Raw genomic sequence first — 20,800 nt, 5'->3', positions numbered from 1 at the left:
GGTCTCCGGTTCAGGCCAGGACGTCGAGGGACGTCGAGAGGGACGAGGAGGCGCGGGCACGGTCGACCGCACCCGTCGCGTCGAGGGGGTCGGTTCCGTCGCGCGGCGCGCGTCCGGTGCGGGCGTCGGCGGTGCGCGCCTCGGCGGCGTCGTGAGCCTGCCGACCCGCCCCGCCGTCGGCGCCGGTCTGGGCCCCGAGCGAGCCGGGCTGACCGGAGCGGTCGCCCCGGGCGTCGGACGGCTGGTTCTGGGACGAGAGGTCGACGCTGGTCTGGTGACCCGCGCCTCCCGCGTTCGAGGCGGTCGCGAGGTCGCGGCGCAGGTCTCCGAGGATCGCCCGCACGGCGTCGCGGCCGGCGTCCGACGCCGCGAACATCTCGACGTGCGTTCCGTGCGCCGAGACGTGGGCCCGGACGGTGACCGGACCGAGCGCCTCGGGGGCGACGTCGACGGTGACGACGTGCACCCCGGGACCCGCCGCGGCGAGCGTGAAGAGCGGGCGGGCGAGCTGCTGGGTCAACGGGGCCGGCTGCGCGGCGACCGGCGTCGCGGACGAGGAGGCGCTGGTGGCGGAGGCGGCGGACGTCGCGACGGTCCCGGGGACGGCGAGCACGATCGGGTCGACCGGGGCGGTGGCGGTCGCGGGGGCCGAGACGGTGGCGGGTGACGGTGCCGTCGTCGACGAGGTCGAGGGAGCCGTCGTGCCGGAGGGGCCGGGCGCGCCGGACGTGACGGTGGCGGGCGACGAGACGGGACGTCCGTCCGACGCCGTCGCCGCGGAGGAGGCGGGCCCCGGGATCGGTGATCCGGTACGGACCGGATCACCGGTGACGGGCAGCGCCTCGGAGCGGCCGGCCGATCCGGTGGGTACCGGAGCGAACGGTCCGGCAAGGGCCGAGTCGGCAGACGTGCCGGCCGCACCCGTGCCGGAGGGCGCGGCGGCGGTCGCTGCGGCACCGGCGGGCGGGACAGCGGTCGCGGCGGCGGTCCCCGGGGCGGACGCCGTGCTCGTCGCCCCGACGGTCGCGGCGACGGCAGCAGCTCCCGAGGAGGCGGTGGTGGATGCCGACGCCCCGAGGGCCGAGCCGGCGACGGACGGGTCGGCCGATCCGGTGCGTGCCGGGTCGAGGTCGGAGACAGGCCCGGAGACCATCGACGAGACGGCCGATCTCGTACGTGCCGGATCGTGGCTCTCTGCCGAGGTGCCTGAGGAGGTCGACGCTCCGGTACGGACCGGATCGGCGAACGCGGAAGGACGCAGGGACACGGTGCCGAGGGCAGGAGCCGCCGCGGGGGCGGTCCCCGCGGCGTCCGTCGTCCCGGTGGACCCGGCCGAGGCGGAGGCGGCGACGGCGCTGTTGATGACGACGGCGCCGGCGAGGGCGACGGGCAGACCGGGCGTCGTGACGCCGGATGCCGTTCCGTCCGACACGGCGGACCCGCCGTCGGTCGTCGACAGGGGCTCGGCGGCTTCGCTCGCGGTTCCGAGCTCGGCGGCACCGGCTGATCCGGCGGTCGACGCCGAGGTCACCCCGACGAGTGACCGGCGCCAGGGTGCGACGGACGCGGGGTCGAGCGACGACGTCGCCACGGATTCGTCCGAGTCAGAGGTCGAGCCGTCCGGGGCGCCCGCGGCGTTCCGGTCGACGGTCCGGCCGACGGCGCGGGCGTCACGGTCGACGGTGCGAGCGTCACGGTCCGCGCCCCGGGCGTCGCGCCGGTCGGCGGCCCGCGAGGCGTGCTCGTCGCGCATGGCCGCGCCGAAGCCTTCGGCCGCCCGGTCGGCGTCGCGGGCGGCACCGGCACCGCCTGCTCCCGGCCCGCGCGACCCGACGGGAGTGCGCAGCGACGAGGCCTCCGACAGGGCCGGAGGCGCGAACGGAAGGGTGCGGGACAGCGTCACGAGGCCACCCCCGCGCTCATCAGCTTCTGGAGGGCCGCGGTCATCAGGTCGGTTCCCGACGAGGACGCACCGGCCGCACCGGCCGCGCCGGAGAGGCCGGAGAGGCCGGAGAGACCCGACAGGCCCGACAGGCCGGACAGCGCCGACGACGCGGCCGAGGCGGGCGCGGCACCCGTCCCGCCCTCGGCCGGGACGATGCGCCGGATCGTGCTGAGGTCGGAGTCCTTGTACCAGTTGTCGACGATCTGGACGTCCTTGCCCGGGCGGGGTGCGTGCAGCACCTTGCCGTCGCCGAGGTAGATCACGATGTGCCCCTCGCCCTTGGGCACGAGCAGGTCGCCCGGCTTGGCCTCGGCGAGCGACGACACCTCGCCGCCCATCTTCGCCTGGTCGGGCACGACGCGCGGCATGCTGACTCCGAGGTCCTTGAAGACCGTCTGTACGAGGCCCGAGCAGTCCATGCCCGTCCGGTCCTCGCCGCCGAACACGTACGGCACGCCGAGGTACTTCTTCGCGGACTCGACCACGTCCGAGCCGTCGGCTCCGCTGCCGCTCGCGACCGACCCGGCCACCGCGTCCACGGAGGCGCTGGTCGCCGTGGCACCCGTCCCGGACGTGCCGGCGAGCGCGTCGGCGAAGGCCGTGGCCGACGTCGCGGACGCGGCGGTGGCCGTCGCGGACGTCGCCGCACCGGTGGTGCCGGCACGGAGCTGGGCGATGGTCGCCTGAATGTCCTGGATTCGGGACAGGACCTCGGTCACGGGACTCACGCCGCGCCTCCTGGGTTCTCGGGGTCGGTGCCGGACGGCGAGCCGTCGGGTCGGGGGCGCGAGGCGATCTCGTCGAGGGCGATCTGCTCGTCGCGCAGGTCGGCGGCCGCCTCGGCCACCACGTGCTTCTGCTCGAGCTTCTCGAGGCCGATCGCGGCACGACGCGCCTCGTTGAAGGCGGCCTGCGCGGCGTCGGCGTCGGCCTGACGGCGCTGCGTGACCGCGTCGAGCTCGGCGAGCATGCCGCGTGACGAGGCCCGCGAGGCGGCGAGCGCGCTCAGCATGGCCGCGTCGGTGACCTCGGACGGCTCGTCGGCGAGGGTGCGCTTGGCGCGCACGCGCTCGTCGGCGGCCTCACGCAGGCGGTCGTTGGCCTCGGCGAGGACGGCACCGGCCTGGTCCTGCTGGGCGTGACGCAGCCGCAGCAGACCGAGCAGCGAGAACGGACGTGCCATCAGATCGCTCCGAACCGTGAGGTGAGCGAGGCCAGGGCGTTCCACGAGTCGGCCGAGGCCGCCCGATCGTCCATGCCCTGCTGCAGGAACGCGTCGATGGCGCCCTGGTGGTCGACCGCCGCGTCGACGAGCGGGTTGGTGCCGCGCTGGTACGCGCCGACGTCGAGCAGGTCCTGCGCGGCCCGGCGCGCGGCCATCACCTTGCGGAGCGTCGTCGCGGCGGCGCGCTGGGGCGGGCTGGTCACCTTCGAGGCGACGCGCGAGACCGAGCCGAGAGCGTCGACCGACGGGAAGTGCCCGGTCACGGCGAGCTTGCGGTCGAGCACGACGTGGCCGTCGAGGATGCTGCGCGCGGCGTCGGCGATCGGCTCGTTGTGGTCGTCGCCGTCGACCAGGACCGTGTAGAGCCCGGTGACCGAGCCGACGCGGTCGGTCCCGGCACGTTCGAGCAGGCCTGCCAGCACCGAGAACGTCGACGGCGGGTAGCCGCGGGTCGCGGGCGGTTCGCCGACCGAGAGGCCGATCTCGCGCTGGGCCATCGCCACGCGGGTGAGCGAGTCCATCATCAGCACGACGTCGGCGCCCTGGTCGCGGAACGACTCGGCGATGCGGGTCGCGACGAACGCGGCGCGGAGGCGCATCAGGGCGGGCTCGTCGCTGGTCGAGACGACGACGATCGAGCGGGCGAGGCCCTCGGGCCCGAGGTCGTCCTCGAGGAACTCCCGCACCTCGCGGCCGCGCTCGCCGACCAGGGCGATCACGCTGACCTGGGCGTCCGAGCCGCGGGCGATCATCGACAACAGCGACGACTTGCCGACGCCCGAGCCGGCGAACAGGCCGACGCGCTGGCCCTTGCCGACCGTGGTCAGGGTGTCGAGCACGCGCACGCCGAGCTGCAGGGGCGTGTCGATGCGCGCCCGGTGCATCGCCGACGGGGTCTCGTGGTCGAGCGGCACGAGGTCGACGCGACCCCCGTCGGCCCCGACGAGCGGCCCCTTGCCGTCGATCGGCCGGCCGAGCCCGTCGAGCACGCGCCCGAACAGGCCCGTGCCGGTCGGGACGAGCAGCGGACGACCGGTCGAGCGCACGGGCGTGCCGGTCGTGATGCCGGTCAGGCGGCCGAGCGGCATGCAGCGCACGCCGTCGGGCGTGGTCGCGACGACCTCGGCGAGGTTCGAGCCGGCGTCCGGCCGGCCGGACGTCGATGTCGCGTCACCGACGGCGACGATCTCGCCGACGGCCGCGTCGAGGCCCTGCACGGTGAGGCCGAGGCCCACGGCCGAGCTGACCCGGCCCACGCGTTGCGGGCGGGCCGCGACGCGTGCGGCGGCGAGACGCGGGGCGAGGGCGATCGGGACGCGCGGGCGACCGTCGACGACGGCACCCGTCGACGCGAGGGCAGGAGGCGCGGTGAGGGTCACGAGACGCCCCCGTCCGACGCCGGGTCGCCGAGCAGCGCCGTCCGGGCCCGGTCGAGCGCCGTGCCGAGGCGGGCGTCGACCTGGCCGACGCGTCGCTCGGCCTCGGCGTCGCCGCGGGCCAGGCTCGCGTCGGCGACGAAGGCGAGGTCGGCGGCCACGGAGTCGCGGGTCGCGGCGTCGAGTTGCGCGAGGTCGGCGGGGTGCAGACGGACGGTCACGACGTCGCCGGGGTCGGTCACGGCCAGGGCACGGGCGACGGCCGCACGGGCCGTGCGACCGATGCGCGGGTCGGCGTCGGATGGGACGGTGGCCTCGGCCGGGGCGGTGGCGTCGGGCGTGGCGGTGGCATCGGCCCCGTGCGAGCCGTCGTCGACGGACTCGGAGGCGCGCAGTTCGTAGCCGAGGACCGCCTCGGCGAGTTCGAAGGCGGTCGCGACCAGCGCCTCCTCGGCGTCGTCCAGGACGGGCGCGACGCGGGCGTCGAGAGCGCGGGCCGACGTGACGAGGGCCTCGACGGCCGAGACGGTCGCGGCCTGGAGGCGGTGCAGCAGGTCGGAGTGCTCGGCCTCGAGCACGGCCCGGCGGGCGGCGAGTTCGAGCTCGGCCGCGCGGAGGCCGGCGGCGTACCCGGCGGCGTGACCGCGGGCCTCGGCCCGGGCGTCGTGCGACCGTCGGGTGGCGGCGGCGTCGGACCCGGGCAGCGTGACGGACGGGTAGCTGACGCGCGCGAAGGCCGGGGCGGCGCCCTCGGGGGTCATCACGGAATCGAGCATCACGAGCCGTTCGGCGTTGGGGGTGACGGCCGATCCGTGGCCAGGGGTGAGGTGAGCGATCCGTGCTCAGGGGCGACTCTCGGCCCGCGGCGGGCGGGCGTTAGGGCTTGCCCCGAAGGGGGGCCGCCTCGCGTGCCGAACCCGACCCGCACCTCCCGGCCCGGCGTGCCGAACCCGACCCGCACCTCCTGAACCGGCGTGCCGAACCCGACCCGCACCTCCCGAACCGGCGTGCCGAACCCGACCCGCACCTCCCGAACCGGCGTGCCGAACCCGACCCCGTCGACCCGACACGCCGCTCACCTTCGTCTGCAGCCGGCGTGTCGCCCTGCTGTTGTCGCGATTTGCACAGGGAAAGGGCGGGCGGGGCGGGTGGGGTGGGCGGTGAGGGCGGGACTAGTCGACGAGGGCGTCGTCGTCGGAGCGGTGCATGGTGATCGCGCCCATCGCCTCGAGTTCGCGGATGGCGCGCACGACCGACGCCCGCGCCTCCTCGATCTGCGACTTGCGGACCGGCCCCATCGACTGCAGCTCGTCGTCCAGCAGCTCGCGGTTGCGCTCGGAGACGTTGCCGCGGATGACCTCGGTCACCGCGGTCGGTGCGCCCTTCATCGCCGTGGCGAGGATCGCCGCGTCGATGCCACGCAGCACCTGCTGGATGTCGCGCGACTCGAGCTTGACGATGTCCTCGAAGGTGAGCATGCGCGAGCGGACCTCTTCGGCCAGCTCGGGGTCGCGTTCGTCGAGGCCCTCGAGCAGCGCCTTCTCGGTGGCCACGTCGCTGCGGTTCAGGATCTCGATCAGCGGCTGGATGCCCCCGACGACCTCGACCTGCTCGCGCGGGGCGACGACCGCACCGGCCCGCACCTTGAGGGTGGCGGCGACGATGCCCACGGACTCGGGGGTGGCCGTGCCCATCGTCGCGATGGCCTGGGCGACGTCGGCGCGCAACTCGACGTCGAGACCCGACATCACGGCGGAGGCCTGCTGCGGTCGCAGGTGGGCGAGCACCAGGGCGATGGTCTGCGGCAGTTCGCCGTCGAGCAGCGTCACCACCTGACCGGCCTCGGCCTCGTCGAGGAACTCGAACGACTTGCCGGCCATGTTCGACGCCATGCGCTCCATGACGCCGGCGGCACGTTCCGAGCCGAACGACGCCTCGAGCAGACCGACCGCGACGTCGTGCCCGCCGCGGCGCTGGTAGCGGCCGCTGACGCTGAGGTCGTGGAACTCGGCCACGGTGGCCTCGGCGAGGGAGGGGTCGACGCGGCGCAGGCGCACGATCTCGGCCGCGATCTCCTCGGCCTCGACCTCGCTGAACTCCTTCATGACCGCGGCCGCACGGGCCTGGTCCATCTGCATCAGGATGACCGCGACCTTCTGGGGTCCGGTCAACGGCTTGCCGACGCCGGGGGCCGCCGGGGCACCGAAGGCGGTGGGGACGAGGCTCATGCGGGCTGCCGGTCGTCCATCAGGCCGCGCAGCAGCTCGGCGGTCTTGCCCGGGTCGCGCTCGGCCATCGCGTCGATCTCGGCCCGGCGGCGCTCGGCCGAGACGAACTCGGGCGACGGCGTCGGGGCGTCGACCTCGAGCAGCTCGGTCTTCGCCTCGCCCATGCCGGGCAGCGTCAGCCGCGAGGTGGCGACGGCGTCGTCGAGCGACAACGGCATCGTGGCGTCCCAGGTCTGGGCACCGTTCTGCGGGGCGAGCTCACCGAGGTCGACGTCCTCGCGGTCCTGGCGGCGGCTGCGACGGGCGAAGACGATCAGCCCCACGATCGCGGCGATCGCGACGGCCGCGACGATGCCGACCGTGCGGATGGTGCCCCACATGGCCTCGCTCGCACTCGCCGCGTCGGCGGCCTTGAGCGCCTCGGCGGCGGCGTCCGCGGCCGAGGTGTCGAAGTCGACCTGCGCGACCTGGACGGTGTCTCCACGGGCGGCGTCGATGCCGGCGGCGGCACCGACGAGGTCCCGCACGCTCTGCATGTTGACCCCGTTGGCCGCGGCCGAGTTCAGCGCGACCGAGACGGTCTGGCGGCTGACCTCGCCGGCCGGCACGTTGAGGCTCTCGGTGACCTTGTCGACGGCGTTGTTCTTCGTGGTCGACTCGTTGGTGTAGCCGCCGTCGGCTCCGGTGCCCGCGGTGGTGGTCCCGTCGGCGGCGGTGCCGTTCGGCACGGCGATGTTGTCGGGGCCGAGCACGCCGGTCGCGCCGGTGCCGTTCGCCCCGTCCGCCCCCGAGCCGTACTGCTCGGTGGTGCCCGACTCGTTGAGGGCGATCGGCCCCGAGGTCGGCTGCGAGAACGACTCGGTCACCTTGGTGCCCGAGCTCTGGTCGAGGTCGGCGGCCACCACGACGGACGAGTTGCCGGGGCCGACCATCTTGTCGAGCATGGCCTGCACCGAGGCCTGGACCTTGGACTCGTAGTCGCTCGCGTCGCCGCCCGCGCCTCCGACCGCTCCGCTGCCGACGGCCGACAGCACCGTGCCCGAGGCGTCGGTGACGGCGACGTCGGTCGCCTTCATGCCGTCGACGGAGGCGCTGGTGAGGTTGACGATGGCCTGCACCTGTTTCGAGTCCAGCGTCGCGCCGGCCTGGGTCTCGACGAACACCGAGGCGGTCGGGTCGCGCTGCTCGGCGACGAACACCGACTCCTCGGGGATCGCGAGCTGCACGCTGGCGTTCTTGACGCCGTCCATCGCCTTGATCGTGTTGGCGAGCTCGCCCTCGATGGCGCGCTTGTAGGTGACGTTCTACTGGAACTCGGACGAGGTGACGCCCATGGTGTCGAGCAGTGAGTAGCCGCCGCCCGAGCTCGCGGCGGGCAGGCCCGCGGCGGCGGCCTTGAGGCGCTCGTCGTAGACGACGTTCTCGGGCACGAGGATCGTGCCGCCGCCCGCGGTCAGCTCGTACGGCACGCCGTCGGTCTGCAGCAGTTCGACGATGGCGCTCGCGTCGGTCGGGTCGATGCCGCTGAACAGCGGCGTGTAGGTGGGCTTGCCCAGCCAGCTGACGAGCGCGACGACGCCGAGCACGAGAGCGGCGACCAGGATGACGGCGATCGTGCGCTGCGCGACCGTGAAGCTCTGGAGGGCGGCACCGAGCTTGGCGAGCTGGCCCTTGACGGCGTTCGGCATCAGGCCTGCATCCTCATGATCTCGTTGAAGGCGTCGACGCCCTTGTTGCGGACGGCGCTGACCAGCTCGAGCGTGACCTGGGCACGCGTCGCGGCGATGGTCGCGTCGTGGATGTCGGTCAGGTCGCCCGTGACGGCCTTGACCGCGAGGGTCTTCGACTCGGACTGCAGCTGCTGCAGGCCCTCGACGGCACCGGTCATGGTCGCGCCGAAGGTCGCACCCGAGACCGAGGAGGCGCCGGTCGCGCCGGTCGTGCCCGTCACGTCGGACGCGCCGCCGGCCCCCATGAGCGAGCCCACGTCGGCGTAGCCGCTCTGTTGCACGGCCCCGAGGGCCTGGATTCCTGCGATGGGCATCAGCCACGTCCGATCTGGAGTGCGGCCTCGTAGGCCGTCTTGGCACGGTCGACCACGGCGGCGTTGGCCTGGTAGCCACGCTGCGCCATGATCAGGTCGCCCATCTGGGCGCCGAGGTCGATGTCGGGCATGCGCACGTATCCCTCGGCGTCGGCGAGCGGGTGGTCGGGGAGGTAGGTGACGCGGCCGGCTTCGCTGCCGTAGCGGTCGGCCTTGACGAAGACGCCCGAGGTGCCGGCACCCTCCTGCACCTCGACGTAGCGGGCCTGGAAGGCGGTGTCGTCCATCGACTTCACGGTGTTGACGTTGGCGATGTTGTCCGAGACGGCGTCGAGCCACTTGCGGTGCACGGTCAGGCCGGTGCTCGCGATGCCGATCGCGTCGAAGGCGGTCATCAGTTCGTCCGGAACGCGGCGCGCACGGCCGTCAGCTCGGAGTTCATGGCCTGCGTGGCGAACTGGTACCGCAGCACGGTGTCGACGTTCGACAGGGTCTCGGTGTCGAGGTTGACGTTGTTGCCGTCGAGGCGCGTGGGCTCGAGGCTGCGCGACGTGGACGCCTGGACCGCTCCGCTGCCGGACGCGACCGACCGGCCCAGCGCCTCCTCGAACTGCACCCGCTTGGCGGTGTAGTTCGGCGTGTTGACGTTCGCGATGTTCGCGGCGATCGTCTTCTGACGCAGCGAGAGACCGTCGAGGGCGCTCTGCAGCGCCGCTTGCGTCACGGATTCGAGTGGCATGCCTGTCCCGGTGGGGTCGATGGAGTGCGAGGGGCCGATCCGTGGCCGGGTGTGCGAGCGATCCGTGCTCACGGCGCTCTATCGGCGGGCCGCGGGGCGACGTAAGCGGTGCGCCGGTGGCTGCCCCGTACTGGGGGCGGGCGCCCCCTGCTGCTAGCGTCGCGCCCAGGACCGGGGGGACGGAGGCGCGCGCATAGACGAGGACGGCCGACGGCTGTTGGGCCTCGGGGACGAGCACGCTCCCGACCCGGACGAGAAGATCGTCGTGGACGACGACGAGGCGGCTTCGGCGGCCGCTCTGGGCCGCCGGTCGGTCGGTGCCGCGGTCGGACTCGTGTTCCTCGCCCTCGTGGTCGCGGGGATCGCGGTCGGGGTCGTGCTGCCCGTGCTCCTGTGGCCGGTCGGCTTGTGGATCGGCCTCCAGCAGCAGCCCGCCGAGATCGCGTCGCTCTGGTGGTTCGTGGGCTGACGCCCCTCCACCGGTGTCGTCGGCCGGGGCTCCGTGACAGGATGGACGAGCAGCGCTCGGGGCAGCGGGCGGACAACAGAGCATCCAGGGGGGATGACGATGACGTCGTGGAGCATCTCGATCGACGGGGTACGGGCGGTTCTCGCCTCGGTCGCGACCGACGGGGAAGCCCTGACCGCGGCGGGGGCGGCGTTCGACGTCGCCTCGGCGTCGGCCGTGGCCACCGTGGCCGCACCGACCGTCTCGGCGGCGCTGCGATCCGCCATGGACGAACGCGAGGACGTCGCGGACCGCATGGCCTCGACCGTCCGGCGGGCGATCCGCGGGGCGACTGGAGCCACGGCCGCCTACCTCGACGGCGACGAGGAGATGGCGGCGAACGCGACCGCCCGCGCCTCGGCCGTCGACGCGTGGAACCGGAGCGCGCCTCCTGCGGGCGTCGATCGCGGTGTCTGGAGGGTCCGATGAGCTACATCACGACGGCCGACGTCGAACCGATGGCCGACGACCCCGCCGCCGTCGAATGGGCGGCGACGTCCCTGCGGGCGACCGCCGAGCCGCTGCGGTCGGCGGGCGCGGACGTCGAGACTCACTGGCAGGGTCTCGGCGGCGTCTACGAGGCACCCGAGCAGGGCGTGCTGTTCGGGGCGGTCGCCCCGGTGCGCGCCGCGGGCGACGACCTGGCGACGTCCGTCGAGCAGATCGCCGACGCCCTCGCCGCCTACGCCGAGGCCCTTGCGCCGCTCAAGGCGATGCGCGACCGGCTCTACACCGACGTCGGCGAGTTCGGCATCGAGGTCGCGACCTGGCACGGCGAGGACGGCAACGGGTCCGAGTCGTGGACGTCGAACCCCGAGTTCGTGGCCCGCGACCAGTCCCTGCGCCGGGCGGCGTCGGGCATCACGTCGGCGATCCTCGACGCCGAGCGCGATTGCGCCGGCGCGATCGGGGCCGTGTCCGGAGGCACGGGCAGCGGGCTGGGTGCGGTGGATGATGCCCAGGCGGCAGCGATCGCTCGCCCGGGCGCCTGGCAGACGGTGTTGACCACGTTCGACGCGAAGATCGACGCCGCGGCGATGACGACGCTCGAACGGCTCGCGGCGATGGACCGCGACGAGCTCGACGCATGGGTCGCCGACAACGAGAAGCGAATGCACGAGCTCATCGACGAGCCGCCGTCGGCCGAGGCCACGGAGGCCTGGTGGAACGGCGTCGACCCCGCCACGCAGGCGCTGATGGTGTCGAGCGCCTACCTCCTGGTCGGCAACCTGGACGGGGTGCCGTGGAACCGCCGCGTCGAGGCGAACCACAACGGACTGCGGTCCGAGAGCGAGCGCCTGCGACGGCTCATCGACGGCGTCCCGGAGCACCCTTCCGACGAACGACGAGCCCAGGCAGACGCGTGGGCCGCTGAACTCCGTCTCTACGACGGACTCCTCGAGGAGCAAAGCACCGTCGTCGCACCGGACGGCACGACGACGAAGACGTCGGGGGCGCACGTGATCGTGTTCGACCCGTCTCGGGAGGCCATCGCCGTCTACGTCGGGGGGCTCGGCCCGGACGGCGGCATACCGGCCTCGACCCGGAACGTCGGCGTCTACGTCCCGGGAACGGGAAGTCTTCTCTCCAATGCCGAGGGCAGCATCGACAAAGCGACGACGATGGCGAACGCAGCGATGCCTCCGGGGTCACTCGGGATGTTGGCCTGGCAAGGCGGCCATTTCCCTCAGGGCGCAGAGGCCGCGAACTCCGGAGCCAGCGAAGACCTGGCCCCGCGACTCTCCCGACTCGTCAATGCGGTCGACCACCAGGAGTCCACGACGCTGACGGCCGTGGGATACAGCTACGGCGGGGCGGTCGTCGGCATGGCCGAGAAAGAGGGGATGGATGTCGACCGGGTGCTCCACGTGTCCAGCGCCGGTCTCGGACACGGCATCCGCGACCTCGATCAGTACCCCGAGACCGCCGATGTGCCCCATTACGCCATGCTCGCTCCGTTCGATCCGATCGTCGGTGGCTCCCAGGGGCTCGAACTGCCCGGAACCGGCATCGGCCACGGCGGCAGTCCGGTCGACACACCAGGAGTGACCCGGCTCGAGACGGGCTTCAACGATGCCTCCGCAGGACAGGAGAGCGGACCGATGCGAGGACACTTCAACTGGTGGTCGACCAAGTCGTCGGCCTTCCGGCAGGTCATGGGTGTCCTCACCGGTGGTGACGTCGAACCCTTCGTCGAGGACCCCGAGGGTGAGAGCCACAAGTGGGACGTCGGGGTCGACGACCTCCCGATCATGCAGGACGATTACCGACGCCGGACGATCGCTGTCGAGACGGGGCAGGGAGGATGAGATCCGTCCGCGCTGCCGGAGCACTGACGGGCGTCGTCGTACTCGCCCTGATCACCGCCTGCACCTCGGGTTCGCCCGCGCCCGATGCCTCGCCTACCCGCTCGTCCCAGGAGGACACCGTGACCATCGACCAGACGCAGATCAAGGCCAACGAGATCGCTGACGCCGTCCAGGCGCTCATCCCCGGCGACCAGGTCACATCGGTCGAGGTCGTCGACGACAGCGCGGGATCGCTCCTCGGTGGCGACGTCGATGCCGATTCGAGTGTCGTCGAGTGGCACGTACAACGCACCATCTCGCTGCGGGAGCCGGCGAACCAGTTGCAGCTGGCCGACCACGCAGTCGACGAGTTGGGGTCGTCGGGCTGGAAGGTCGTCTACGACGGTGAGACGACCGGCGCGGGAGGCCGATGGGTGGAACTGACACGGGACGCCGACGAGGGGTACCAGATCCGCCTGCAGGCCGGCGACGACGGCTCGACACCCGCCGTCCTGTCGCTCGCCGTGACGGGCCCGACCGTCGAGACCGATGGTGACGCAGCGACGTGACGTTCCTCCGTGGGTGACGGCCGCGCGCTCTGCGTCGTCGTGTTGGGCCTCGCGCTCCTCACGGCATGCAGCACTGGCACGACCGGGCCTCACGATGCGGACGACGGACTGTCCATCGAAGAGACCGGCACGGTCGCCACGGAACTGATCGACGGCCTCCAGGCCCAGGTCGACCCGGCGCTCGTGGCGAGCGTCGAGGCCCAGGAGGACGGCGCGGCGGCGATCGGCGGCTCCGCGGACGACGCCGACGGCAGCATCCAGGAGTGGCGGGTGCTGCGGTACGTGAACCTCGTGCCGGACGCACCCCAGCTCGACGTCGCCGAGTCCGTGATCGATGCCCGCGTCGCGGACGGCTGGACGGTGGGTCTCGACCGGGAGACGTCGAACGCGGGAGGCCGCTGGGTCACCTTGACCTCGGACGAGGACCGCTACGACGGCTTCGAGCTGACCGTGCAGGCCGGGGACAACGGCGCGTCGCCCGGGCAGAACTACGTCCTCCTCGGCGTGGTCGGACCGACGGTCGACGAGACGCCCACTGTCAGGTCGGCCACCTCCATCGAAGAAACCGGCCGACGTGCCGACGACCTCGTCGACCGGGTGGTCGCGCTCGTCGACCCGGCCGTCGTCGAGAGCGTCGAGGTGTTCGAGGACGGCGACGCCGGCGTCGCCGGCACACCGGACGACCCGGACAGCAGCATCCGACAGTGGACCGTCGCGCAGTCCGTCGTGCTCGTTCCGGGTGCCTCACGGGACGCGACGACGGCAGCGCTGGTCGACGCCCTCGTCGCCGACGGCTTCACCGTCTTCGAGGACGACACCACCCCGAGCGGCTCACGGCGGGTCGTGACCGGACCCGGTGAGGGTGCGGACGAGCCCTACACCGTGACCCTCCGGGGAGGACCCGACGGCTCCGACAACCGCCTGATCGACGTGCAGGTGAACGGGCCGGTCGTCGAGACCGCACCGGCGGACTGAGCCGGCCCGCGCCTCCTCGGTGGCCCGCCCCGACGAGCGGGGGGTGCATCGCACCATCGGCTGAACGTCGCACCGCCGATCTGGGCGGTGCGACGTTCAGTCGGCGGTGCGATGCGGCGGCAGGGCGGCGGCGCGGAGGAGCGGGTCGGGTCAGGGGCGCGAGTAGCGGTGCTCGGGGCGGCCGGTGGTGCCGTAGCTGAGCTTCATCGTGACGAGACCATCGGCGGCGAGCGCCGCGAGGTACCGCTGCGCCGTGGCCCGCGAGACCCCGACCCGGGCGGCGACGTCGGCCGCCGACAGTTCGAGCGGCCCGACCCCGGCCCCGGCCCCGGCCTCCGCGGCGTCCGCGTCCGCCTCGGCACCGAACTGCTCGAGCACCGCCTGCTCGGTCGCCGACCGCGACGGCGAGGCCGCCTTCGCCGCGTCGCCGGAATGGAGGATGCGCAGGGCCCGTTCGAGCGCCTCCTGGTCGACGGCCGTCCGTTCGTCGAGCACGTTGCGGTACCGCTGGTAGGCCTGCAACCGGTCGATCAGCGTGCCCGACGCGAACGGTTTGATCAGGTAGCCCAGCGCCCCGCGCCGCAGGGCCCGCCGCACGGTCGTGGCGTCCGACGCGGCGCTGAGCACGAACGCGTCGACGTCGACCTCGCGCAGCAGGTCGAGCCCGCTGCCGTCGGGCAGGTGGACGTCGAGCAGCAGCAGGTCGACGTGCTGCTCGGAGAGGACGCGGCGTACCTCGGCGACCGTGCCGACGGCGGGCAGCGCCCGCAGGCCGGGCAGCTGCTCGACCTGACGGCGGTGCAGGTCGGCGACGTAGAAGTCGTCGTCGACCACGAGCACGGTGAGTTCGGTGGTCACGGGGTGGTCCTCTCGGGGGTGCCGGGGGTGCTGCTGCCGTCGGGGGTGGCGGGGGTGCCGTCCGCGGGCGTGCCGACGCCGTGCGCTCGCGCGTCGTCGCCGGCCGGGGACGAGGAGGCGCGGGCCGGCCCGGACGCGCCCGTCACCACCGCCTCGCCCGAGACCGCGCCCACGAGCCTCGCGCAGAACACGGCACCGTGCCCGTCACCGCCCGGCGAGCCGAGCCAGACGTCGCCGCCGCGGCGCCGGGCGATGTCCCGGGAGAGCGGCAGTCCGAACCCCAGGCCGTGCACGCGTGCGGGGTCGGGCTCGTCGTCGGCCGCGTGCGGACCGCGGTCGAACAGCTGCCCCACGTCGGCGACGCCGTCTCCCGAGTCCATCACCGACAGGTGCAGGTCGGTGCCGTCGTCCAGCACCTCGACCTCGATCCAGGCGGGGGTGACGTGGCCGGCCACGGCGGCCCGCACCGCGTTGTCGACCAGGTTGCCGAGGACGGTGGTCACGTCGCCGGGCTCGACGACCGACCCCGTGACGAGCGTCTCGGGCCCGAGCTTCAGCAGGACGCCCCGCTCGGCCGCCTCGACGCCCTTCGCGCCGAGGAACGCCTGCAGGTACGGCTCGGTCAACCGGTCGGCGTGGGCGACCGGGTAGCGCAACGGCCCGTGGTCGAGCACGTCGGCGAGGTAGGCGCGGGCCTGCTCGGCCCGGCCGAGCTCGAGCATCCCCGAGAGGGCGTGCAGCCGGTTGGCGAACTCGTGTCGCTGCGCGCGGAGGGCCGTGGTCATCGCGCCGACGGCGTCGAGCCGGCGGGTCAGGGCCTCGACGGCCGTGCGGTCGCGCACCACCGCGACCCGACCGAGGTCGGCCCCGTCGCGCGACACCGGGCGCACGTCGACGAGCAGCACGTGGTGACCGACCACGAGCGTGGTGTCGGTCGTGGTCGTGTTCGCACCGTCGGGCCGCGCCCGCGAGCCGGGCGGTGCGTCCGCCTCGCTCGAGCCGAGCAGCGCGACGAGCCCCTCGGGCAGGTCGAGCCCGAAGAGCGGCTGCCCCACCACGGCACCCGCGTCGAGCCCCAGCAGCCGGGCGGCCTGGTCGTTGCACACCGTCACCACACCGTCACGCGACACCGCGAGCACGCCCTCGCCGACCCCGCCGAGCACGGCCTGCTGGTTCTGCACGAGGCTCGACAGCTCTTCGGGCTGCAGACCGAGCGTCGCCCGGTCGAGCCGTCGACGGATCAGCACCGACGCCACGACGCCGAGCACGAGGGCGAGCACAGCCACCCCGACGACCGGCACGGCGTCCTGCACGAGCGTGTCGTACACGCGGGTCGGCGCGTAGCCGACGCTGACCTCGCCGACGACGCCCTCCGCCGAGCCGGACCCCGTCGACGCCGCGCCGACCGAGACGCCCGGAGCGTAGATCGGCACCTTCGCGCGGGCCGAGTCGCCGAGCGTGCCGCGCTCCCAGGCGACGACCTCCTCGCCGCGCAGGGCGGCGTCGGGGCTGGTGCTGACGCGCTCGCCGATGCGGGAGGGGTCCGGGTGCGCCAGCCGCACCCCGCGATCGTCGGTCACGACGACGAAGAGCGCCCCGGTGCGCAGCCGGGCCGCGACCGCGGTGCGCTGCAGGGCTCCCTGGGCCAGCGCCTCCTGGTCCATCACGGTGCCGTCGACGCTCAGCAGCGCGACCTGCTCGCGGACGTCGGCGTCGCTCGCGACGCTCTGCGCCACGGCGAGCGCCGTCGACTCGGCCTCACGGGCCAGGCGCTGGACGGCGATCGTCGCGAACACGGCGCTGGTCAGCAGCACGATGGCGGTGACGACGGCGAGCTGCAGCAGCAGCACCTCGGTGGCGAAACGTCGCTTCCGGAGGCGCGGCGCCGCCCCCTGCCCCGGCCCCCGTCGCACACCCGCCCGACGGCTCGCCGGCGTGCGGCGTCCCCGTGGTGAGCTGTCGTCGGTCACGTCGGCCAGGGTACCGGGCGTGGCCGACGCGCCCCGCGCCTCCTGCGGCCCTGAGCAGAACGCGCAGAACGGCGCCAACGCGCGATAGTCGGCCAATGCGCACAAGCGCGACGCGCAGCGGGAGGCGCGGCTAGCGTGCCCGGACACACGAACCGGACGAAGGAGTCCTGATGCTCGTCATCCTCGGTTATCTGATGATCGCCACCTTCATGGTGCTGATCATGACCAAGCGGCTCTCGCCGATGCTCGCCCTGATCATGGTGCCGACCATCTTCGGCCTGTTCGCGGGGGCCGGCCTCGGCATCGGCGACATGGTGATCGAGGCGATCGGCGACCTCGCTCCGACCGCGGCGCTGCTGATGTTCGCGATCATGTACTTCGGGCTGATGATCGACGTCGGGCTGTTCGACCCGCTCGTACGCTTCATCCTGCGCGTCACCGGCAACGACCCCGCGAAGATCGTGCTCGGCACGGCGCTGCTGGCCGGGGCCGTCTCGCTCGACGGCGACGGGTCGACCACGTTCATCGTGACGACCGCCGCCATGCTGCCCATCTACCTCAAGCTCGGCATGAGCCCGGTCGTGCTGACCTGCGTCGCCGGCCTCGCCAACGGCACCCTCAACATCGTCCCGTGGGGCGGGCCGACCGTGCGGGCCGCCGCGGCGCTCAACGTCGCGCCGTCCGACATCTTCGTGCCCCTCGTGCCGTCGCTGATCACGGGCCTCGTCATCGTGTTCGTGTTCGCCTGGCTGATGGGCCTGCGCGAGCGCCGCCGCCTCGGCACGGTCGAGCTCGGCGGCTCGGTGCTGGCCGCCGCGGCCGAGAAGATGTCCCCCCTGTCGCGCGAGCTGGCCACGGCCGCCCGCGGTGGCGGACCGGGCAAGGCGGGCGTCGGCGTCTCGATGTTCACCAGCCCCACGGTCGCCCTGGGCCTGCGCGGCGGGCGCGCCGACGGCAGCCGCGCGGACGCCCCCGGCGAGCGCGCGGTCGACAACCCGGGCGGCAGCGGCGGCAGCGAGAACGGCGCTCCCCTGGCCGGCACGATGGCCGACACGATGCTCGACCCCACCCGCGAGACCCTGCGCCCCAAGCTGATCTGGTTCAACCTCGCCCTCACCGTCGTGGTGATGGTGCTGCTCGTGCTCGACCTCTTCCCGCTGGCCTACGTGTTCATGGTCGGCGTCGCGGTCGCGCTGTTGATCAACTTCCCGAAGGTGAAGCAGCAGTCGGCCGAGATCGTCGCCCACGCGCCGAGCATCGTCGGCGTCGTCTCGATGGTCTTCGCCGCCGGCGTGCTGATCGGCGTGCTCAACGGCACGGGCATGGTCGACGCGATGGCGCAGTGGCTCGTGCAGGTGATCCCGAACGAGATGGGCCCGTACCTCGCCGTCATCACGGGGTTGCTCAGCCTGCCGCTCACCTTCTTCATGAGCAACGACGCGTTCTACTTCGGCATCCTGCCCGTGCTCGCCCAGAGCGCCGCGGCGTTCGGCATCGAGCCGGTCGAGATGGCCCGGGCCTCGGTGATCGGCCAGCCCGTGCACCTGCAGAGCCCGCTCGTGCCGGCGATCCTGCTGCTGGTCAGCCTCGCGAACGTCAACCTCGGCGACCACCACAAGAAGGTGCTCTGGCGGGCGGCCGTCGTCTCGGTCGTCATGCTCGTGGTCGCGATCGTCGTCGGGGTCATCCCCTTCGGCTGAGGCCACCCGGGCGGGGTCGGCCGGGCCGGGTCAGCCGGTGGCGTCGAGGTAGACCGGGCGCGAGGGCTCGTGTGACGCCTCGACGGTGCGGACGGCGCCGAGGTGCTGCAGCACGGCGACCCGCGCCGCCTCGAGGCGGGCGAGCACGCCGCGCTGGCGCTCCGCCAACGAGGAGGCGCGGGTCGCCAACTCCCGTGGCAACGGCCCCAGCCCCACGGGCGGCGTCCATCGACGGGCCGGAGTGGGCAGGGCGGCGGGGTCGCCGTCGCCTGCGGGAAGCGAGGCGTCCGCCTCGGCGACCAGCGCCTCCAGCTCGTCGAGGGCGGCGCGCCAGGCCGCGTGCGTCCGCTCGGTCCTAGGCGACACCGACGCCTCCGGACAGGCCCGGGACGGTCGAGGCGGCGCCGGCTTGCAGCGAGGCCGCGGCTTCGTGCCAGGCCTGGCGCAGCGGTTCGAGCAGCCCGATGACCTCGCGGGTCTGCGCGACGTCACGGTGCACGTTGGCGTTGACCAGGGCGGTCGACGTGTAGGTGTACAGCGCGAGCAGGCCCTCGCCGCCGTCCCAGACGTCGATCTTGAGCGACGACGACAGCTCGGCGATGATCGCCTGGGCGTGCAGCAACTGCTCGGAGGCGGTGCCCCAGTTCGCGGCGACCTGGGCGGCCTCGGCGCGCGACAGGTCGAGCATGAGGCGGTCGTAGAGCATCGTGACGAGCTGCACGGGCGTCGCCGACAGCACGGCGTCGCTCGTGTACTGGGCGCGCTGCTTCTGGACGACGGCCGAGGGGCCGGCCGAGGCCGCGGCGAAGGCGGCGAACGAGGTGGCGTCCATCAGCTGCTGCTCGTCGAGAGGGTGGCGAGCTGGCTCGAGATGTACTTCTGCTGCGCGGTGAGGGCGCTGAGCGAGGTCTCGAGGGCCGAGTAGGTCTTCTGCAGGCTCGCGCGGCGAGCGGAGAGACGGTCGTCCCAGTCGCTGACGCGGTTGTTGAGGTCCTTCACGACCGACTGCTGCCCGGTGATGACCTTCGTCAAGGAACCGTCGAACTTGTCCGACACCGCGGTCGACGTCGAAGCGACCCGCGCGGCGATGGCACTCATGGTGGCCTGCACCTTCGCGGGGTCGGCGGCGAGCGCGGCGGCGAACTTCGTGGCGTCGACCGCGAACTGGCCGGTCTTCGCGTCGATCGAGATGCCGATGGTGCTCGGCGACTGCCCGTCGACCGGGCTGAGAACGGCGTCGGTCAGTCGCTGCGTGATGCCACGGGTCGTCGAGTTGCCGCCGAAGACGCCGGCGGTGACCGTCGTCGTCCCCGTGGAGCTGGTCGACGTCGTCGCGGCACTCCTGCTGCTGATCAGACTCAAGGCCCCGTTGACACCCGCGATCAGGTCGGTCGCGACCTTCGTCGCGGCCGTCGCGTCGCGGGCGATCGCCAGGTGCACCGGCTCGGTCGTCGTGGCCGAGACGGTGACCGAGACACCGGGGATCACGTCGGTGAACGTGTTGCTGCTGCTCGTGACGACCTGCTCGGCCGCCGTTCCCGCCCAGAGGGTGATCGAGGCGTCGCGCGCCTGCGAGATCACGGCGGCGCCGGGCTGGGCGATCAGGTCGGGGGCGGTGCCGGCGGCCACGTCGGCGGCGGTGCCGCGGAAGACGTCGAAACCGCCCTCGGCGCCGCTCTTCTGGCTCGACAGCTGCAGGCGGTACTGCACGGCACCCGAGGCGTCCTTGCCCGAGGCGACCTTGACGGCAGAGACGCCGGCGGCGGAGGCGTTGATCGCCGTCACGACGTCGTCGAGGGACGAGGAGGCGGCGGTCACCTCGGTCTTCGTGCCCGCGGCGGAGACGAAGGTCAGGGTGGCGGGCGAGTCGGGCCAGGTGGTCATCGCCGCGGTCACGGCGGTCTTCGACGAGGCGGTCGAGCCGACCACGAGGTCGATCGATCCGGAGACGGCCCCGGCCGCGGTGGTGGCCGTGACGGCCGTCGAGCTGCTGGTGGGGGTGAAGAGCGAGAGCGAGCCGGCCTTGGCGGTCGAGGTCGCGAGCGTCGCCAGGTCGGCGATCTTGGTGTTCAGACCCTGCAGTGCCGTGACGAGCGTCTGGCCGACGGTGGCCTTGTTCTTCAGGATCGTCTGCGGCACGGCCTCGGACTGCATCAACGTGTTGATCAACGTCGTCGTGTCGAGCCCGCTGACGAGTCCGTCGATGCCGAGCGAGGCCATCTGGTGCTCCTGTCGAGGTGGGGTGTCCGGGGTCGGACCGTGGGGCAGATCGAAGTGGGGGGGAAGTGCTGAGACCGGGTGGCCCGACGGTGCAGGATCAGCTGCACCGTCGAGGCCACCCGGTCTCGAACCGCGGTGAGGTGGTGGGTCAGGCC

Annotated in this window: 20 protein-coding genes and 1 pseudogene; 6 read left to right on the top strand and 15 right to left on the bottom strand. The window is 73.3% G+C overall.

Annotation, left to right across the window (positions count from 1 at the left end):
• Positions 1-10: 10 nt before the first annotated feature.
• The 10 genes and pseudogenes from IFT88_RS02395 to IFT88_RS02350 form a co-directional block, all read right to left on the bottom strand.
• Positions 11-1,903, bottom strand: coding sequence for a flagellar hook-length control protein FliK (locus IFT88_RS02395; protein ID WP_192118709.1), 1,893 nt, complete (start codon positions 1,901-1,903; stop codon positions 11-13).
• A complete protein-coding gene (locus IFT88_RS02390) occupies positions 1,900-2,673 on the bottom strand; it encodes a C40 family peptidase (protein ID WP_342212052.1) in 774 nt (257 codons plus the stop codon). The genes IFT88_RS02395 and IFT88_RS02390 overlap by 4 nt, the downstream gene beginning before the upstream one ends.
• Positions 2,670-3,128: a hypothetical protein gene (locus IFT88_RS02385; protein WP_192118707.1), complete on the bottom strand. Its 459-nt coding sequence runs from the start codon at positions 3,126-3,128 to the stop codon at positions 2,670-2,672. Before IFT88_RS02385 ends, IFT88_RS02390 begins: the two co-directional genes overlap by 4 nt.
• The gene (locus IFT88_RS02380; protein WP_043597537.1) at positions 3,128-4,480 is read right to left on the bottom strand and encodes a FliI/YscN family ATPase; all 1,353 of its coding nucleotides are present in this window, start codon (positions 4,478-4,480) and stop codon (positions 3,128-3,130) included. The genes IFT88_RS02385 and IFT88_RS02380 overlap by 1 nt, the downstream gene beginning before the upstream one ends.
• A 65-nt stretch (positions 4,481-4,545) precedes the next feature.
• Positions 4,546-5,310 (bottom strand): FliH/SctL family protein, encoded by a 765-nt coding sequence (locus IFT88_RS02375; protein ID WP_192118704.1) that lies wholly within the window; start codon positions 5,308-5,310, stop codon positions 4,546-4,548.
• A gap of 408 nt (positions 5,311-5,718) precedes the next feature.
• Positions 5,719-6,774 (bottom strand): flagellar motor switch protein FliG, encoded by a 1,056-nt coding sequence (gene fliG, locus IFT88_RS02370; protein ID WP_192118702.1) that lies wholly within the window; start codon positions 6,772-6,774, stop codon positions 5,719-5,721.
• Positions 6,771-8,462, bottom strand: a pseudogene (gene fliF / locus IFT88_RS02365) (flagellar basal-body MS-ring/collar protein FliF). Before fliF ends, fliG begins: the two are co-directional and overlap by 4 nt.
• The gene (fliE, locus tag IFT88_RS02360) at positions 8,462-8,818 is read right to left on the bottom strand and encodes a flagellar hook-basal body complex protein FliE (protein WP_192118700.1); all 357 of its coding nucleotides are present in this window, start codon (positions 8,816-8,818) and stop codon (positions 8,462-8,464) included. The pseudogene fliF and the gene fliE overlap by 1 nt, the downstream one beginning before the upstream one ends.
• A complete protein-coding gene (locus tag IFT88_RS02355) occupies positions 8,818-9,213 on the bottom strand; it encodes a flagellar basal body rod protein FlgC (RefSeq protein ID WP_043596823.1) in 396 nt (131 codons plus the stop codon). Before IFT88_RS02355 ends, fliE begins: the two co-directional genes overlap by 1 nt.
• Positions 9,213-9,557: a flagellar basal body rod protein FlgB gene (locus tag IFT88_RS02350; protein ID WP_043596821.1), complete on the bottom strand. Its 345-nt coding sequence runs from the start codon at positions 9,555-9,557 to the stop codon at positions 9,213-9,215. The genes IFT88_RS02355 and IFT88_RS02350 overlap by 1 nt, the downstream gene beginning before the upstream one ends.
• A gap of 265 nt (positions 9,558-9,822) precedes the next feature.
• Between IFT88_RS02350 and IFT88_RS02345 the strand changes: the two genes are divergently transcribed.
• The 5 genes from IFT88_RS02345 (at position 9,823) to IFT88_RS02325 (ending at position 13,897) form a co-directional block, all read left to right on the top strand.
• Entirely contained in the window at positions 9,823-10,026 is a 204-nt protein-coding gene (locus tag IFT88_RS02345; RefSeq protein ID WP_192118698.1) for a hypothetical protein, read from the top strand.
• Positions 10,027-10,119: 93 nt separating this feature from the next.
• Positions 10,120-10,494 (top strand): DUF6507 family protein, encoded by a 375-nt coding sequence (locus IFT88_RS02340; RefSeq protein WP_192118696.1) that lies wholly within the window; start codon positions 10,120-10,122, stop codon positions 10,492-10,494.
• Entirely contained in the window at positions 10,491-12,374 is a 1,884-nt protein-coding gene (locus IFT88_RS02335) for a hypothetical protein (RefSeq protein WP_192118694.1), read from the top strand. The genes IFT88_RS02340 and IFT88_RS02335 overlap by 4 nt, the downstream gene beginning before the upstream one ends.
• A gap of 119 nt (positions 12,375-12,493) precedes the next feature.
• Positions 12,494-12,922, top strand: a complete 429-nt coding sequence (locus tag IFT88_RS02330) for a hypothetical protein (protein ID WP_156155615.1) — start codon at positions 12,494-12,496, stop codon at positions 12,920-12,922.
• Positions 12,923-12,931: 9 nt separating this feature from the next.
• On the top strand, positions 12,932-13,897 hold the full coding sequence (locus tag IFT88_RS02325; protein ID WP_192118692.1) for a hypothetical protein: 966 nt from the start codon (positions 12,932-12,934) through the stop codon (positions 13,895-13,897).
• A 150-nt stretch (positions 13,898-14,047) separates the two neighbouring features.
• Here IFT88_RS02325 and IFT88_RS02320 read toward each other — a convergent pair whose 3' ends face one another.
• Both IFT88_RS02320 and IFT88_RS02315 read right to left on the bottom strand, forming a co-directional pair.
• On the bottom strand, positions 14,048-14,755 hold the full coding sequence (locus IFT88_RS02320) for a response regulator (protein WP_192118690.1): 708 nt from the start codon (positions 14,753-14,755) through the stop codon (positions 14,048-14,050).
• On the bottom strand, positions 14,752-16,725 hold the full coding sequence (locus tag IFT88_RS02315) for a sensor histidine kinase (RefSeq protein WP_342212051.1): 1,974 nt from the start codon (positions 16,723-16,725) through the stop codon (positions 14,752-14,754). The genes IFT88_RS02320 and IFT88_RS02315 overlap by 4 nt, the downstream gene beginning before the upstream one ends.
• Positions 16,726-16,895: 170 nt before the next feature.
• Here IFT88_RS02315 and IFT88_RS02310 point away from each other — a divergent pair, with 170 nt between their 5' ends.
• Positions 16,896-18,425 (top strand): CitMHS family transporter, encoded by a 1,530-nt coding sequence (locus IFT88_RS02310; protein WP_043594806.1) that lies wholly within the window; start codon positions 16,896-16,898, stop codon positions 18,423-18,425.
• Positions 18,426-18,455: 30 nt separating this feature from the next.
• Here IFT88_RS02310 and IFT88_RS02305 read toward each other — a convergent pair whose 3' ends face one another.
• The 3 genes from IFT88_RS02305 to fliD are packed head-to-tail and all read right to left on the bottom strand — an operon-like array spanning position 18,456 to position 20,645.
• Positions 18,456-18,791: a hypothetical protein gene (locus tag IFT88_RS02305; protein ID WP_192118689.1), complete on the bottom strand. Its 336-nt coding sequence runs from the start codon at positions 18,789-18,791 to the stop codon at positions 18,456-18,458.
• Positions 18,781-19,257, bottom strand: a complete 477-nt coding sequence (gene fliS, locus IFT88_RS02300) for a flagellar export chaperone FliS (protein ID WP_192118687.1) — start codon at positions 19,255-19,257, stop codon at positions 18,781-18,783. The genes IFT88_RS02305 and fliS overlap by 11 nt, the downstream gene beginning before the upstream one ends.
• Positions 19,257-20,645 carry a flagellar filament capping protein FliD gene (gene fliD / locus IFT88_RS02295; protein WP_192118685.1) on the bottom strand — a complete coding sequence of 463 codons (1,389 nt, stop codon included), beginning with the start codon at positions 20,643-20,645 and terminating at the stop codon, positions 19,257-19,259. Before fliD ends, fliS begins: the two co-directional genes overlap by 1 nt.
• Positions 20,646-20,800: the final 155 nt, after the last annotated feature.

This window comes from Frigoribacterium sp. CFBP 8751 (genome assembly GCF_014841545.1).
In the GTDB taxonomy this organism is placed as follows: Bacteria; Actinomycetota; Actinomycetes; order Actinomycetales; family Microbacteriaceae; genus Frigoribacterium.
The sequence above is the reverse complement of the archived record's forward strand: the minus strand, read 5'-3'. Positions and strand labels throughout refer to the sequence as shown.

Coding starts and splice junctions, on each gene's coding strand:
- IFT88_RS02385 (WP_192118707.1), bottom strand. CDS start 3,128: ATGGCACGTCCGTTCTCGCTGCTCGGTCTGCTGCGGCTGCGTCACGCC.
- fliG (WP_192118702.1), bottom strand. CDS start 6,774: ATGAGCCTCGTCCCCACCGCCTTCGGTGCCCCGGCGGCCCCCGGCGTC.
- fliE (WP_192118700.1), bottom strand. CDS start 8,818: ATGCCCATCGCAGGAATCCAGGCCCTCGGGGCCGTGCAACAGAGCGGC.
- IFT88_RS02355 (WP_043596823.1), bottom strand. CDS start 9,213: ATGACCGCCTTCGACGCGATCGGCATCGCGAGCACCGGCCTGACCGTG.
- IFT88_RS02350 (WP_043596821.1), bottom strand. CDS start 9,557: ATGCCACTCGAATCCGTGACGCAAGCGGCGCTGCAGAGCGCCCTCGAC.
- IFT88_RS02340 (WP_192118696.1), top strand. CDS start 10,120: ATGACGATGACGTCGTGGAGCATCTCGATCGACGGGGTACGGGCGGTT.
- IFT88_RS02335 (WP_192118694.1), top strand. CDS start 10,491: ATGAGCTACATCACGACGGCCGACGTCGAACCGATGGCCGACGACCCC.
- IFT88_RS02310 (WP_043594806.1), top strand. CDS start 16,896: ATGCTCGTCATCCTCGGTTATCTGATGATCGCCACCTTCATGGTGCTG.
- fliS (WP_192118687.1), bottom strand. CDS start 19,257: ATGGACGCCACCTCGTTCGCCGCCTTCGCCGCGGCCTCGGCCGGCCCC.
- fliD (WP_192118685.1), bottom strand. CDS start 20,645: ATGGCCTCGCTCGGCATCGACGGACTCGTCAGCGGGCTCGACACGACG.